At 70.9% G+C, this 13,497-nt stretch carries 12 protein-coding genes; 4 read left to right on the top strand and 8 right to left on the bottom strand.

Going from position 1 to position 13,497, the window contains the following annotated elements; genetic code table 11:
* Window positions 1-4 precede the first annotated feature (4 nt).
* The 7 genes from OG852_RS36325 to OG852_RS36295 form a co-directional block, all read right to left on the bottom strand.
* Window positions 5-1,105 carry a calcium:proton antiporter gene (locus OG852_RS36325; RefSeq protein WP_330350140.1) on the bottom strand — a complete coding sequence of 367 codons (1,101 nt, stop codon included), beginning with the start codon at window positions 1,103-1,105 and terminating at the stop codon, window positions 5-7.
* A gap of 66 nt (window positions 1,106-1,171) precedes the next feature.
* Window positions 1,172-1,486, bottom strand: a complete 315-nt coding sequence (locus OG852_RS36320) for a hypothetical protein (protein ID WP_133910218.1) — start codon at window positions 1,484-1,486, stop codon at window positions 1,172-1,174.
* 126 nt (window positions 1,487-1,612) lie between these two features.
* Window positions 1,613-2,614: a TerC family protein gene (locus OG852_RS36315; protein ID WP_133910217.1), complete on the bottom strand. Its 1,002-nt coding sequence runs from the start codon at window positions 2,612-2,614 to the stop codon at window positions 1,613-1,615.
* 233 nt (window positions 2,615-2,847) lie between these two features.
* Entirely contained in the window at window positions 2,848-4,878 is a 2,031-nt protein-coding gene (locus OG852_RS36310; protein WP_330350139.1) for a TerD family protein, read from the bottom strand.
* A gap of 53 nt (window positions 4,879-4,931) precedes the next feature.
* Window positions 4,932-5,510: a TerD family protein gene (locus OG852_RS36305; protein ID WP_133910215.1), complete on the bottom strand. Its 579-nt coding sequence runs from the start codon at window positions 5,508-5,510 to the stop codon at window positions 4,932-4,934.
* A 160-nt stretch (window positions 5,511-5,670) separates the two neighbouring features.
* Window positions 5,671-7,815 (bottom strand): excinuclease ABC subunit UvrB, encoded by a 2,145-nt coding sequence (gene uvrB, locus OG852_RS36300; protein WP_330350138.1) that lies wholly within the window; start codon window positions 7,813-7,815, stop codon window positions 5,671-5,673.
* Window positions 7,816-7,897: 82 nt separating this feature from the next.
* Complete coding sequence (locus OG852_RS36295; RefSeq protein ID WP_133910213.1) at window positions 7,898-8,761, bottom strand: MHYT domain-containing protein; 864 nt, start codon at window positions 8,759-8,761, stop codon at window positions 7,898-7,900.
* Window positions 8,762-9,035: 274 nt separating this feature from the next.
* Between OG852_RS36295 and OG852_RS36290 the strand changes: the two genes are divergently transcribed.
* The 4 genes from OG852_RS36290 to OG852_RS36275 all read left to right on the top strand — a co-directional run bounded on the left by OG852_RS36290 (window position 9,036) and on the right by OG852_RS36275 (window position 12,490).
* Window positions 9,036-9,908, top strand: a complete 873-nt coding sequence (locus OG852_RS36290; RefSeq protein ID WP_330350137.1) for a glycerophosphodiester phosphodiesterase — start codon at window positions 9,036-9,038, stop codon at window positions 9,906-9,908.
* Between the two features lie 49 nt (window positions 9,909-9,957).
* Complete coding sequence (locus OG852_RS36285; protein WP_133910211.1) at window positions 9,958-10,512, top strand: methylated-DNA--[protein]-cysteine S-methyltransferase; 555 nt, start codon at window positions 9,958-9,960, stop codon at window positions 10,510-10,512.
* A gap of 71 nt (window positions 10,513-10,583) precedes the next feature.
* Window positions 10,584-11,492 (top strand): pseudouridine-5'-phosphate glycosidase, encoded by a 909-nt coding sequence (locus tag OG852_RS36280; RefSeq protein WP_133910210.1) that lies wholly within the window; start codon window positions 10,584-10,586, stop codon window positions 11,490-11,492.
* Window positions 11,489-12,490: a carbohydrate kinase family protein gene (locus tag OG852_RS36275; RefSeq protein ID WP_330350136.1), complete on the top strand. Its 1,002-nt coding sequence runs from the start codon at window positions 11,489-11,491 to the stop codon at window positions 12,488-12,490. The genes OG852_RS36280 and OG852_RS36275 overlap by 4 nt, the downstream gene beginning before the upstream one ends.
* A 24-nt stretch (window positions 12,491-12,514) precedes the next feature.
* Here OG852_RS36275 and OG852_RS36270 read toward each other — a convergent pair whose 3' ends face one another.
* The gene (locus OG852_RS36270; protein ID WP_330350135.1) at window positions 12,515-13,309 is read right to left on the bottom strand and encodes a methyltransferase; all 795 of its coding nucleotides are present in this window, start codon (window positions 13,307-13,309) and stop codon (window positions 12,515-12,517) included.
* Window positions 13,310-13,497 lie beyond the last annotated feature (188 nt).

Raw genomic sequence — 13,497 nt, 5'->3', positions numbered from 1 at the left:
CCGGTCAGGGGTTGATCGCCAGCTCCAGGTAGGCCAGGAACAGCACGAGATGCACACCGCCCTGCAGCGGGGTGGCCCGTCCCGGCACCACGGTCAGGGAGGCGACCACGACGGTCAGCGCGAGCAGGACCATGTAGGTGGCGCCGAGGCCGAGGACGAGCGGGCCGGAGAGCCAGACGGAGGCGAGGGCGACCGCGGGGATCGTCAGGCCGATGCTGGCCATGGCGGAGCCGAGGGCGAGGTTGAGGCTGGTCTGCACACGGTCGCGGCGGGCGGAGCGCAGTGCGGCGATGGTCTCGGGGAGCAGCACCAGCAGGGCGATGACCACCCCGACGACGGCGTGGTGCAGGCCGGCCGCCTCCACCCCGGACTCGATCGTGGGCGAGACGCCCTTCGCCAGTCCGACCACGCCGATCAGGGCGAGGCCCAGCAGTCCGAGGCTGATGAGCGCGGCCCGGTCGGACGGCGCTCCCAGGTGGTCGTCGGCGGTGATCGCTTCTCCCTGGCGGGTGACCGGCAGGAAGTAGTCGCGGTGCCGGACGGTCTGGGTCGCCACGAACAGGCCGTAGAGGATCAGCGAGGACAGCGCGGCGAAGGTGAGCTGGACGGTGGAGAACTCGGGCCCCGGTTTGCTGGTGGTGAAGGTCGGCAGGACCAGACTGAGCGTGGCCAGCGTCGCCACGGTGGCCAGGGCGGCGCCCGTCCCCTCGGGGTTGAACACGGCCGTGCCGTGGCGCAGGGAGGCGACGAGGAGACACACGCCGACCACACCGTTGCAGGTGATCATCACGGCGGCGAAGACCGTGTCCCTCGCCAGGGTCGAGCTCTTGTCGCCGCCGTCCACCATCAGGGTCACGATCAGGGCGACCTCGATGACCGTCACGGCGATCGCGAGGACGAGGGAGCCGAAGGGTTCGCCGACCCGGTGGGCGACGACCTCGGCATGGTGCACGGCGGCCAGGACGGATCCGGCGAGGATCACGGTGACCAGCGCGACGACCGCCGCCGGCAGGTCGCGGCCCCAGGTCAGGACCAGGAGAACGACTGCGAGCACCGGCACGAGGCTCGTCCACCGGGTGGTGAGCGTCCTGAGCCGAGCGATCATGCAGCGATCGTCGCAGAGCTGTCGGGCCTTCGCATTCCGGCTCCCGCGGCCGGTGCGGCCCTCAGGTCACCGGAAGGTGGTGGCGTCCTCGACGTCGCAGTCGGTGAAGGACGGGGGCTCGGTGCAGAGCGCGGCCATGCGCTCCGCGAACTTGCTCGTCTCGGGCGATTCGCTGTTGCGCATGGCCTCCTCGTGGGAGTCGAACTCCACCACGACCAGATAGCGGTTCGGGTGGTTCCTGTCCTTGAGGACCAGGCGCCGCACGGGGCCGTCGGCGCTGTCCCCGAGTCCTTGTTCCCCCTCCTCGGCGAGTGCGCGCATCTCGTCGATGCGGTCGGTCTCGAAGTCGATGATCTGGACGAACTTCCGTGAACTGCCCATGGTGCCTCCGCCCCTAGCGGGCGCCCCCTGGTGCGGACGCCCCTGTCCCAAGGAAGCACCGGGAGCGGTGGTCGGCAATGCGCCGCGCACCGCTTCCCGGGCTGGTTGTTCCTACGTCGTCCGTGGTCAGGCCTGGATGCTGTCCTTCGGAGCGCCTTCGCTCTCGCTCTGCGCCGTCTCGGCCGCCGCCTGCTTCCTGGAGGCCCGCAGGCTGGTGATCGTGGTGACGATCAGGACGGAGCAGATGACGCCGAGCGAGACCGGGATGCTGATCTCGGGGACGTGGACACCCGACTCGTGCAGTGCGTGGAGCACGAGCTTGACGCCGATGAAGCCCAGGATGATCGACAGGCCGTAGCTGAGGTGGACCAGCTTCCTCAGCAGGCCGCCGATGAGGAAGTAGAGCTGCCTGAGGCCCATGAGCGCGAAGGCGTTGGCGGTGAAGACGATGTACGGGTCCTGGGTGAGGCCGAAGATCGCCGGGATGGAGTCGAGGGCGAACAGGACGTCGGTGGTGCCGATCGCGAGCATCACGACGAGCATCGGGGTCATGACCCGCTTGCCGTTCTGCTCGATCCACAGCTTGGTGCCGTGGTAGCGGTCGGCGACGCCGAACCTGCGCTCGACGGCCTTGAGCAGCTTGTTCTCCTCGAACTCCTCGTCCTCCTCGTCGGCGCGGGCCTCCTGGATGAGCTTCCAGGCGGTCCAGATGAGGAAGGCGCCGAAGAGGTAGAACACCCAGGCGAAGCTGGCGAGGATCGCGGCGCCCGCGGCGATGAAGACGGCCCGCAGGACCAGGGCTATGAGGACGCCTATCAGCAGGACCCGCTGCTGGTACTGCGACGGGACCGCGAACTTCGCCATGATCAGGACGAAGACGAAGAGGTTGTCGACACTGAGCGACTTCTCGGTGATGAAGCCGGCGAAGAACTCTCCGGCGGGCTGGCCTCCGCCGAAGACGAGCAGGCCGAGGCCGAAGAGTCCGGCCAGGGCGATCCAGACGACGGTCCAGATGCCCGCTTCCTTGATCGACACGTCATGCGGCTTGCGGCCGATGAAGAAGTCGACCGCGATCAGGGCGGCCAGACCCACGATGGTCAGAACCCACAGGTTCAGGGAAACATCCACTGCGCCTCCGGCAGTACGTAACGGCAGGTAATCAGCGTCGTCGCGCTGCCGGAGGTCTCTTCCACCCGGCCCCTGGGGGGACGGGCCGACGTCCCGGGATCCTCTTCGATCCGTATTGACGGGTGCGTCGCTTCAGGGAGTACTCCCCTCCGTACGGAAAACAGTACCCCAATCACCAAGGAAAGGTAAAGCGATTGGCAAAAGAAAGACCAAGTTGCCTGGTCAGGGTGGCTTTACGTGCGCTTGGTGCGGGCGATCGCCACCTGGGCCAGCACCTGCTGGAGCACCTGACTGCCGGGCGGCACGAGCGCCGGCTCGTACGTCCAGGCGTGCCCCACCCAGGGGTCGGCGAGGTGGTCGTCGGGCACCGGGGTCAGCCGGAGCAGCCCGCGCCACAGCGGGTCCAGCAACGGACCGTAACCGGCGGCGTCCTCGCGGTCGGCGACCAGCATCAGATGCACACCGACGGCGGGGCCCTCGTCCGCGAGGTAGCGGAGCTGGTTCACGGCGCGGTCGTCGAAGCCGTGCGGGAAGTCGTTGACGACCAGGAGCTGCTGGGAGGTGTCGAAGCCGGGTGGGAGGGAGTCGGCGGCGCCTCCGCGCACCGCCATCTGCACCAGGTCGACGCGCTGGGTCAGCCGGCCCAGGACGTCCGCCACCCCCGCGGCGCCCGCGGCGGGCGGGGCCGCGAGCACCCCGGCCTGGACGAGCGGCGCGAACGCCGTCGCCCCCGACCCGGCCGGGTCGATGACGTGCACGGTGAACTCGCCCGCCGGATACACCGCCAGCAACCGGGCGGTGTGGGCCACGGCCGAGACCAGGGCGAGGTGCCGCAGCTCATGGGAGTCGACGAACGTCTCCTCGGACGACCCCGTGCTGCCGCTGTCGATCCACAGCCCGCGTTCCAGCGGGAGGCGGACCAGCATCGGGATGCGCAGCGGATCGCTCTCGGGCAGGTGGAGGTCGCCCAGGCGCAGCGCCATGGGCAGCTCCATGGGGACGCGATAGCCGTGCCAGACCGGGTTGTCCCAGCGGGCGTAGGCCGGGGGCAGCGCCGGTTCCACGACGTCTGACTCGGCGCCGAGCTGGGTGAGGTCCCGCTCCAGTGCTTCCCTGGCCTGGTCGACGAGCTGGATGTGCCGGGCCTGCGCCGCCTCGCGGGCCGCGTCCCCCTGGCCGCCGATCCTGCTGCGCGGGTCGGACAGGACCTGGTCCAGTTCCCTCTCCATGCGGGTGTCGGCGAAGTCGACGGCGCTGCGGTAGGCGGCCGTGGTGCGGGCCAGGTCCTCGAACATGCCCCAGACCTGGTTGTAGAGCCGCTCCTCCATCGACCAGCCGGTCGCGTCGCCCGCGACGGGCGGGGCGGGCTGCCCCGGCTGGGCCGGCGGCGCGGTGGGCGGGGGCGGCGGAGGCGCTGCGTTCTGCCGACGGGGATGGACGTAGTCGACCGGGCCGCCCGCGGTGGGCGGGGTCGGAGAGGTGGACTGGGTGGCGGCGGGGTCCGTCGGCACGGAACCCGTCGCTCCGGGACCCGTCGGCACGGGGCCTGTCGGGGCCGGACCGGTCGGTACCGGGCCGGTGGGCCCGCCCGTCGGCACCGTGCTCGACGTCGTGCCGGCCGGGTGGCCGCTCCCGGTGGCGGACGCGGCTGCCTGCCGGGAACGGTCGTTGTCGGTCGTACGGGGTGGTGGGGCCGGGACCGAGCGGGCCAGGCCCTGGGCCACCGCGTCGTTGATGCCGGCCGCGAGCTGATGCGCCTGCGGCAAACCCTGGTCGGTGAGGAGCTCGGCGAGGCCGCCCGCGTACCCCTGGCCGACGGCGCGCACCTTCCAGGCGCCCTGACGTCGGTAGAGCTCCAGCGCGACGACCGCCGACTCGGCGCTCAGCCCGGTGACGGTGTAGGTGGCGACCTCGGCGCCGTCGAGACCGGTGACCTTGACGGCGGGGGCCGGGACGGAACCGAAGCTGGCCGGGCCTCTCCCGTCGCCCGAGGGCAGGGAGAGCAGGACGTTGACACGGTGCACGCTCGCCGGCATGGCGTCCAGGTCCACCGCAAGCCGGTGATCGGCGGCCGCCTGTCGGGAGACCTCGAGACCCGGCAGGGTCGGGGAGCCGGGGTGGGCCACCCATTCGACGCCCTGTGCCCTGCCGTTCTCGTCGCTGAGCGTGGCCGCGGCCACGACCGGTGTGCCGGCCGAGATCCTGATCTCTAGGCGAACCGTGGAGAGCGGGTGGTTCTGCCCCCGCACCAGCTCGGCCGTCATCGCCTGTCCCCCTGTGTCGCGTGTGGTGGTGTCGTGTCCGTCGGCCGGGCTCGTTACAGGAGCGGAACGAGGGCGGGCATCAGGTCCTGGAAGGTACGGCCGTTGGCCGGGGCACCGAGGGCCGTCATCGTCCAGCCGGAGCCCGCGCGGTGCACCTTGGCCATGATCTGGGCCGTGTAGCCACCGCCGCCCGCGAGCGTGTAGCGCGCCAGCTCCTGGCCGTTGGTCTCGTCGACCAGACGGCAGAAGGCGTTCTGCACCTCCTGGAAGGTCTGGCCCGTGAAGGAGTTCACGGTGAAGACGATCTGGTCGATGTGGACCGGGACGCGCGCGAGGTCGACCAGGATCGCCTCGTCGTCGCCGCCCTGGCCGACGCCGCCGACGAGGTTGTCACCGGTGTGCCGCACGGAGCCGTCGTCGCTCACCAGGTGACGGAAGAAGACGACGTCGACGGGCTGCTTGTCCGCGAACAGGACGGCGGAGGCGTCGAGGTCGATCTCCCGGGTGCGGGAGCCGAACAGGCCGCGCCGCGGGGCCGCCTGCCAACCGAGACCCATGCGGACCGCGGTCAGGCTGCCCCCGTCGTTCTTCTGCAGACTGATGGCCTGGCCCTTGGTCATGTTGACGGTCACGGGCTGATTCCCCTCTCGAACTGTCCCCTGTTGCCGCGGACTCCGCGGTTGCCGAAAACCCTACGCACAGGCACTGACAGTGCCGTACCCGGGCACGCACTTTGTGTCGGTCTTGCAACACTGCGCGTCGCGGCCCGGGCACGGCAACCGCACGGGTCCGTCAGGCCAGACCCGCCTCCTTCATCTGCCGCAGTTCCTTCTTCATCTCGGAGACCTCGTCGCGGATCCGGGCGGCGACCTCGAACTGCAGGTCCGCGGCGGCGGCCCGCATACGCTCCGTCATCTCCTCGATCTGCTCGGCGAGTTGGGCCGCCGGGCGGTCGGTGGGGACCGTCTCCTTGCCCTTGCCCTTCGCCGCCTTGGTCTTGGCGCCCTTGGCCGCCTTGTCGCCGAGGGAGGGCACGGGGGCCTTGGTACCGCGTCCGTCCTTCTTCGCCCGGTAGCCCGTCCCGAGGAGCTGCTCGGTGTCGACCTCCTCGCGGGCGATCTGCGCGACGATGTCGTTGATCTTCTTGCGCAGGGGCTGCGGGTCGATGCCGTTCGCCTTGTTGTAGGCGACCTGCTTCTCGCGGCGGCGGTTGGTCTCCTCGATGGCCCGCTCCATCGCCGGGGTGATCTTGTCGGCGTACATGTGGACCTGGCCCGAGACATTGCGCGCCGCGCGGCCGATGGTCTGGATCAGCGAGGTGCCGGAGCGCAGGAAGCCCTCCTTGTCGGCGTCGAGGATCGCCACCAGCGACACCTCCGGGAGGTCGAGGCCCTCCCGGAGGAGGTTGATGCCGACCAGCACGTCGAACTCGCCGCTGCGCAGCTCACGCAGCAGTTCGATGCGGCGCAGGGTGTCGACGTCGCTGTGCAGATAGCGCACCTGGATGCCCAGCTCCAGGAAGTAGTCCGTGAGGTCCTCGGCCATCTTCTTGGTGAGCGTGGTGACCAGGACGCGCTCGTCCTTCTCGGTGCGCTTGCGGATCTCGTGCACCAGGTCGTCGATCTGGCCCTCCGTGGGCTTGACGACGACCTCCGGGTCGATGAGGCCGGTGGGGCGGATGATCTGCTCGACGACGCCGTCCCCGCGCGAGAGCTCGTAGTTTCCGGGCGTCGCCGACAGGTACACGGTCTGCCCGATGCGCTCCTGGAACTCCTCCCACTTCAGGGGACGGTTGTCGAGGGCGGAGGGCAGCCGGAAGCCGTGGTCGACGAGGGTCCGCTTGCGAGAGGCGTCGCCCTCGTACATCGCGCCGATCTGCGGCACGGTGACATGCGACTCGTCGATGACGAGCAGGAAGTCGTCGGGGAAGTAGTCGAGCAGGGTGTTCGGCGGGGAACCGGGCGCACGGCCGTCGAAGTGCATCGAGTAGTTCTCCACGCCGGAGCACGAGCCGATCTGGCGGAGCATCTCGAGGTCGTACGTGGTGCGCATGCGCAGCCGCTGGGCCTCCAGGAGCTTGCCCTGCTTCTCCAGTTCGGCCAGACGCTCCCCCAGTTCCTTCTCGATGTCGTTGACGGCCCGCTCCATGCGCTCGGGGCCGGCGACGTAGTGGGAGGCGGGGAAGACGTAGAGCTGCTCGTCGTCGCTGATGATCTCGCCCGTGAGGGGGTGCAGCGTGGACAGGGCCTCGATCTCGTCGCCGAACATCTCGATGCGGACGGCGAGCTCCTCGTAGACCGGGAAGATCTCGATGGTGTCGCCGCGCACCCGGAAGGTGCCGCGGGTGAACGCCAGGTCGTTGCGGGTGTACTGGATGTCGACGAAGCGGCGCAGCATCTCGTCGCGGTCGATCTCCTCGCCCACCTTCAGCGGGACCATCCGGTCGACGTACTCCTGCGGCGTACCGAGGCCGTAGATGCAGGAGACCGAGGCGACCACGACGACGTCACGCCGGGTGAGCAGCGAGTTGGTCGCGGAGTGACGCAGCCGCTCGACCTCCTCGTTGATCGAGGAGTCCTTCTCGATGTAGGTGTCCGACTGCGGTACGTACGCCTCGGGCTGGTAGTAGTCGTAGTACGAGACGAAGTACTCGACCGCGTTGTTCGGGAGCAGTTCGCGGAATTCGTTCGCCAGCTGGGCGGCCAGGGTCTTGTTCGGGGCCATCACCAGGGTGGGCCGCTGGAGCTTCTCGATCATCCACGCGGTGGTGGCGGACTTGCCGGTGCCGGTCGCGCCGAGGAGGACGACGTCCTTCTCGCCGCCTTGGATGCGCTGGGCGAGCTCGGCGATGGCGGTCGGCTGGTCGCCGCTGGGCTGGTAGGGACTGACGACCTCGAAGGGCGCCACCGTGCGTTCGATGTGAGAGACGGGCCGCATGCCATCCACCGTACGACCACCCACTGACAACCGGGCCGGATCAGCGGTTTCGCGGGACGCGACCCCGCTGCGGCGGCCGGATTCAGCGGTTCTGCGGGGTGCGGGACTCGCGGTGGGCGACCTTGCGGCGGGTGCGCAGGGCCGGACGGCGGGCGGAGTGCTGCACGGCCGGGTGCGCCGGGACTCCGGGCTTGTGTTCGACGGGGGTCCAGCGGGGCTTGCCCAGCATCAACGGGTCGAACATGACGACGATGCCGGCGAGCAGCAGGAAGGTGAGGGGGCCGATCAGCATCGGCGCGAGGAGGGCGGCGGGCGAGTCGCCCTCGGCCGGGCTGCCGGTCGCGTGCAGGTGGACGTTGAGCGCGGCCATGCCCGTGTAGTGCATGCCCGTGACGGCGAGCCCCATGACGAGGCTGGCGCCCACGCTCCACAGAAAGCCCCGGACCTGGCCGGCCGACCACAGCGCGGCGGTGGCGGCCGCCATGGCTATCGCGACCGAGACGCCGACCGTGAACGTGTTGTACTCCAGCTTGCCGTTGAACCGCATCCCGGCCATGCCGAGGTAGTGCATCGACGCGATGCCCAGGCCGGTGATGGTGCCGCCGGTGAACAGCGCGGTGCCGCGCGCGCCCCGGTAGCCGACGATGAAGATCCCCACCCCCACCATCAGGATGGCGACGCCGAGGCTGCCGTAGGTCGTCGGTTTGTCGTAGTGGATCGGGGCGCCCGCGACCGTGAAGCCCATCATCGCGATGAAGTGCATGGTCCAGATGCCGGAGCCGATCGCCGCCGAGCCGAGCGCTAGCCATCCGGGACGCCAGGAGTGGGCGACGAGGAGGGCTCTGGTCGTGCAGCGCAGGCCGAGTGCACCGCCGAGGCAGGCCATGAGATAGGCCACCAGCGGTGTGACGATTCCGTAGCTGAATCCGTCGACCGTGCCTTGCATGCGCGGTTGCCCTTCCGCCCTGTTGTGTGCTTTTTCCTTTTCGCGCCCCTCCCAGGACCGCACCGGCGGTCAAGGCTGAGAGAGAGTATGACCCCCACCGGAATGGTCGAACGATTTTCCGGCAAAGAAACACGTCCTTGCCGTACATGTGCGGCAGCGGTGAGCGGTCCCGGGCGTCTCCTTCCCTCCTGTGGTCATCCTGCACCCCTCTCCGTCGTTGACTCTGTGCTGTCACAGTTGAGCGGTACGTGAGCATCCGACGCGAGGAGTACGCATGCACGCGCGCACAGTAGCCGTTACCACCACCGCGCTCCTGGGCGTCGTCGCCCTGCTGCTGCCGGTCCACGACGCGACGGCGGGCATCCCCCCGCACGCGGTGGTCGTCGCCCACCGGGGGGCCTCCACGCTCGCGCCGGAGAACACCCTGGCCGCCGTCGACGAGGCCGCGGCTCTGGGCATCGCCTGGGTTGAGAACGACGTCCAGCGCACCAAGGACGGCGAGCTCGTGGTGATCCACGACGACACTCTGCGCCGTACGACGAACGTGGAGGAGGTCTTCCCCGACCGTGCCCCCTGGAAGGTGAAGGACTTCACGGCGGCCGAGATCGCGCGGCTGGACGCGGGGAGCTGGTTCGGCGCGACGTACGCGGGCACGCGCGTGCCGACACTGCGGCAGTACATGGAGCGGGTGGAGCGCCACCACCAGAAACTGCTCCTGGAGATCAAGAACCCCGAGCTGTATCCGGGCATCGAACAGCAGACCCTGAAGCTGCTGAGCAACGAGGGCTGGCTCGACCGGCGGCATCTGACCGGCCGGCTCGTCGTGCAGAGCTTCAGCGCCGACAGTCTGCGCGCGGTGCACGCGCTGAAGCCGGGGGTGCGGACCGGTCTGCTGGGAGCTCCGGCCAAGGAGGACCTGGCCCGGTACGCGGTCTTCGCCGATCTGATCAACCCCTCGCACACGGCCCTGACCCGAAGCTATGTCGACGCGGTGCACGCCCTGGCCGGACCGCACGGCACACCGATGAAGGTCTTCGTCTGGACGGTCGACGACGCCGCCACCGCGAGGACCGTCGCCCGGAACGGGGCCGACGGTGTGATCACCAACAAGCCCGACGTGGTGCGTCGCGCTCTGTACTGGTACTGACGCCGCCGGTGCCGGCCCGTTGTCAGTGGCGGGCCGTACGGTGGGTCGCATGAACAGCGATGGGGAGAACGGGCAGCAGGTCGTGTGGGCCGTCGTCGGCACCGACATCGGTCCGCTGCTGCTGGCCGCGACCCGCGAGGGGCTGGTCAACGTCGTGTTCCACGCCACCGAGACGGTCCGGGACCGGGCCCTCGGCCGGCTCGCGGACCGGCTGGGCACGGAGCCCGTCGAAGCGCCCGGTTCCCCGCTGCTGGCCGAGGCGATACGCCAGGTCGACGCCTACTTCGCGGGGGAGCGGCGCGATTTCGAGCTGCCCCTGGACTGGTCGCTGATCTCGGGCTTCAACCGCCAGGTGCTGCGCGAGCTCGCCTCCGGGGTGCCGTACGGCGCGGTCGTCGGCTACGGAGATCTGGCCGGCCGGGTCGGGCAGCCGGGCGCGGCGCAGGCGGTGGGGACGGCGATGGGCGCCAACCCGCTGCCGGTCGTCGTGCCCTGTCACCGGGTCGTCGAGAGCGACGGCGGCATCGGCGGGTTCGGGGGCGGTCTGGAGACCAAGCGGAAGCTGCTCGCGCTGGAAGGGGTCCTGCCCGAGCCGCTGTTCTGAGGCCTCCGGGGTTTGGCCGGGTGCGCCGCCCGCCAGAGATGAGGGAGGACCCGAGGACAGGAGACAGGCGCATGGTGCTGGTGGTGTCGGAAGAGGTGCGGGAGGCGGTCGACGCGCGTCGCCCCGTGGTGGCTCTGGAGTCCACGATCATCGCCCACGGGCTGCCCCGCCCGCGCAACCTCCAGGTGGCGCGGGAGCTGGAGTCGGTCGTGCGGGCGGAGGGCGCCGTTCCGGCGACGATCGCCGTGCTGGACGGGCGGCCCCATGTCGGACTCGACAAGGAACAGCTGGAGCGGGTCGCCAACGAGGACGGCATACGCAAGCTGGGCCACCGTGATCTGCCGCTCGCGGTGGCGTCCGGGGCGAGCGGGGCGACCACGGTGTCCGCGACGGCGTTGCTGGCGGCGCTGGCGGGTGTGCGGGTGTTCGCGACGGGCGGGCTGGGCGGGGTGCACCGGGAGTGGACGGTGACCCAGGACGAGTCGGCCGACCTGGGGCTCCTGGCGCGCACCCGGATCACGGTGGTGTGCGCGGGCGTGAAGTCGATCCTGGACGTGCCGGCGACCCTGCAGCGCCTGGAGACCCTGGGCGTGGCCATCGCCGGTTACGGCACGGACCGCTTCCCGGGCTTCTATCTGTCCGACTCGGGGCATCCGGTGGACTGGACGCTGGAGACACCCGCGCAGGTGGCCGAGGTGATGCGGGCTCAGGACACCCTCGGCGGCCCGGAGTCGGCGCTGATCGTCGCCAACCCGGTGCCCGAGGAGGAGCAACTGGATCCCGAGGTACACGCGCGTGTGCTCGCCGACGCGCTGCACGCGTGCGAGGAGGCGGGCGTCACCGGCCAGGGGGTCACCCCCTTCCTCCTCGACCATCTCGTCCGGCACACCGACGGTGCGTCCCTGAGCGCCAATCTGGCGGCGGTGCGCGGCAACGTACGGCTGGCGGCGCGGATCGCGGCGGCCTGGGCCGAGGTGTGACCGGACACCCGGGCGGACCGGCCCGCGCACGCGGCGCGGGCGGGCTCCCGTCGGGCGGGGCGCTGCTGGTCGTCGGCGACGTGGTGACGGACGTCGTCGCCCTGCATCGGGGAGCGCTGGCGTCGGGCACGGACACGGCCGCCGCGATCCGGACCCTGCCGGGCGGCGCGGGCGCCAACGTGGCGTGCTGGGCCGCGCACTGGGGGTGTACGGACGTACGGCTGCTCGGCCGGGTGGGCGCCGACGCGGCGGCCTGGCACGAACGGGAGCTGGCCGCCTGCGGGGTACGGCCCCGGCTCGTCGTCGATCCGCAGGCGCCGACCGCGACGGTGATCTGTCTGGTCGACGCACAGGCCGCGGCCGAGCGGACGTTCCTTACCGACAGCGGCGCCGCGCTGCGGCTGGGACCGGACGACTGGTCGGACGCCTTGCTGGACGGCGTGGGCCGTCTGCACCTGTCGGGCTATCTGCTGTTCTCCGCGTCCGGGCGGGCGCTGGTGCGCACGGCGTTGGTGGCGGCACGCGCGCGTGGGGTGCCGACGAGCCTCGACCCGGCGTCGGCGGGCTTCCTGATGGAGCTGGGCGTCGACCGTTTCCTCGCCCTCGTCGAGGGGGTGGACGTCCTGCTGCCCAGCCGGGACGAGTCGTGTCTGCTGACCGGGCTGCCGGACGGGGCGCGGGCGGCGGCCGAACTGAGTCGTCGTGTTCCGCTCGTGGTGGCCAAGCAGGGGGCGGGCGGGGCGCTGGTCGCACGCGACGGCGCGGTCCTCGCCGCCGTCCCGGCCGTCCCGGCGGCGCCCCGGGACACCACGGGCGCCGGCGACGCCTTCACGGGCGCATTCCTCACGTCGCTGCTGCGGGGCGCGAAGCCCGCGGCCGCGGCGGCCGAGGGGTGCCGGGCGGGAGCGCGGGCGGTGGAACGAGTGGGCGCCCGGCCACCCACGCCCGGGGAAGGTGCGACTCCGACGCCCACGAACGGGACGCACAGGGTCGGCTGAGGCCGCCACGGGGGTGTGCCGTCCCTACCCCTTCCGCCCCCACGCCGAGATCATCGGTGCCGTGGCCAGGTCCATGGTGCCGGAGGCGACGTTGGCCAGGTGGCGGTCGATCTCCTCGTCGGTCGCGAGTCCGCCGGCCACGAGTCGCTCACGGATCTGGCGGACGGTCGCCGACTCCAGGGCCGCGCAGGCCGATGAGGTGACCGGGAAGTAGCCGTCGGCCTCGACGCGCTGCAGCCCGGCCTCGCGGAGCAGCCGCGGGAGCTTGCGGCCGTAGGAGAGGTCGGCGCCCCGGTCGGCGAGCAGCGTGCGGAAGCCGTGGCGGAGTCGGTTCGCGAGCTGCTGTGCGGGCCCGTGCTCGTCCGGGCAGAGCAGGGGCTGCAGGGCGGGGTCGCCGTCCTCGACCAGGATGCGTCCGCCGGGGCGCAGGGCCTTCACCATCGAGCGCAACGCCCGTTCCCGGTCCGGGACGTGGACCAGGACGAGCCGGGCGTGCACCAGGTCGAAGCCCTCGGCCGGGGGTTCCTCGGCGCCGACGTCGTGGACGCGTACCTCGACCGGCGGGCGGGCGGCCGAGGCCAGCCGTGAGGTGTCGATGTCGGTCGCGACGACCTTGCCGGTGGGGCCGACCTTCTTCGCCAGCCAGGTCACCACCGAGGTCCCGCCGGCCCCGACCTCCCAGCAGCGCCAGCCGGGTCCGACGCCCAGCCCCTCAAGATGGCGGAACGTCGTGGGGTCGAAGAGGGTGGCGAAGGCGTCGAAGCGTTCCGCCGCCTCGGTCTGCTGGTTGTCGAGAAGGTACCCGTCGGTTCGCGTCATGTGCTGATCATCCCAGTTGTCCCGCTTGCGGGAGGCGGACGACGCGGCGGGTCTTCACACCGTGCGGGCATGTGGACGGTACGGGGCGATCGTCGGGCCGGAGCGGGCGGGAATCCGTCCCAGTCGTGGCCGCCGGTCCCGTTGTCCACAGGCGGGAACAAAGCGGAACCGCCCCTTTCCACAGGCTT

This window comes from Streptomyces sp. NBC_00582 (assembly GCF_036345155.1).
Classification (GTDB): Bacteria; Actinomycetota; Actinomycetes; order Streptomycetales; family Streptomycetaceae; genus Streptomyces.
Note: the sequence above shows the minus strand (reverse complement) of the source record. Positions and strands in the feature narration are given on the sequence as shown.

What these genes read in the sequence shown, in the direction of transcription:
- uvrB (WP_330350138.1), bottom strand. Translation starts at nt 7,815, where the DNA reads ATGCGGCCCGTCTCTCACATCGAACGCACGGTGGCGCCCTTCGAGGTC.
- OG852_RS36290 (WP_330350137.1), top strand. Translation starts at nt 9,036, where the DNA reads ATGCACGCGCGCACAGTAGCCGTTACCACCACCGCGCTCCTGGGCGTC.
- OG852_RS36325 (WP_330350140.1), bottom strand. Translation starts at nt 1,105, where the DNA reads ATGATCGCTCGGCTCAGGACGCTCACCACCCGGTGGACGAGCCTCGTG.
- OG852_RS36295 (WP_133910213.1), bottom strand. Translation starts at nt 8,761, where the DNA reads ATGCAAGGCACGGTCGACGGATTCAGCTACGGAATCGTCACACCGCTG.
- OG852_RS36285 (WP_133910211.1), top strand. Translation starts at nt 9,958, where the DNA reads ATGAACAGCGATGGGGAGAACGGGCAGCAGGTCGTGTGGGCCGTCGTC.
- OG852_RS36280 (WP_133910210.1), top strand. Translation starts at nt 10,584, where the DNA reads ATGGTGCTGGTGGTGTCGGAAGAGGTGCGGGAGGCGGTCGACGCGCGT.
- OG852_RS36320 (WP_133910218.1), bottom strand. Translation starts at nt 1,486, where the DNA reads ATGGGCAGTTCACGGAAGTTCGTCCAGATCATCGACTTCGAGACCGAC.
- OG852_RS36310 (WP_330350139.1), bottom strand. Translation starts at nt 4,878, where the DNA reads ATGACGGCCGAGCTGGTGCGGGGGCAGAACCACCCGCTCTCCACGGTT.
- OG852_RS36270 (WP_330350135.1), bottom strand. Translation starts at nt 13,309, where the DNA reads ATGACGCGAACCGACGGGTACCTTCTCGACAACCAGCAGACCGAGGCG.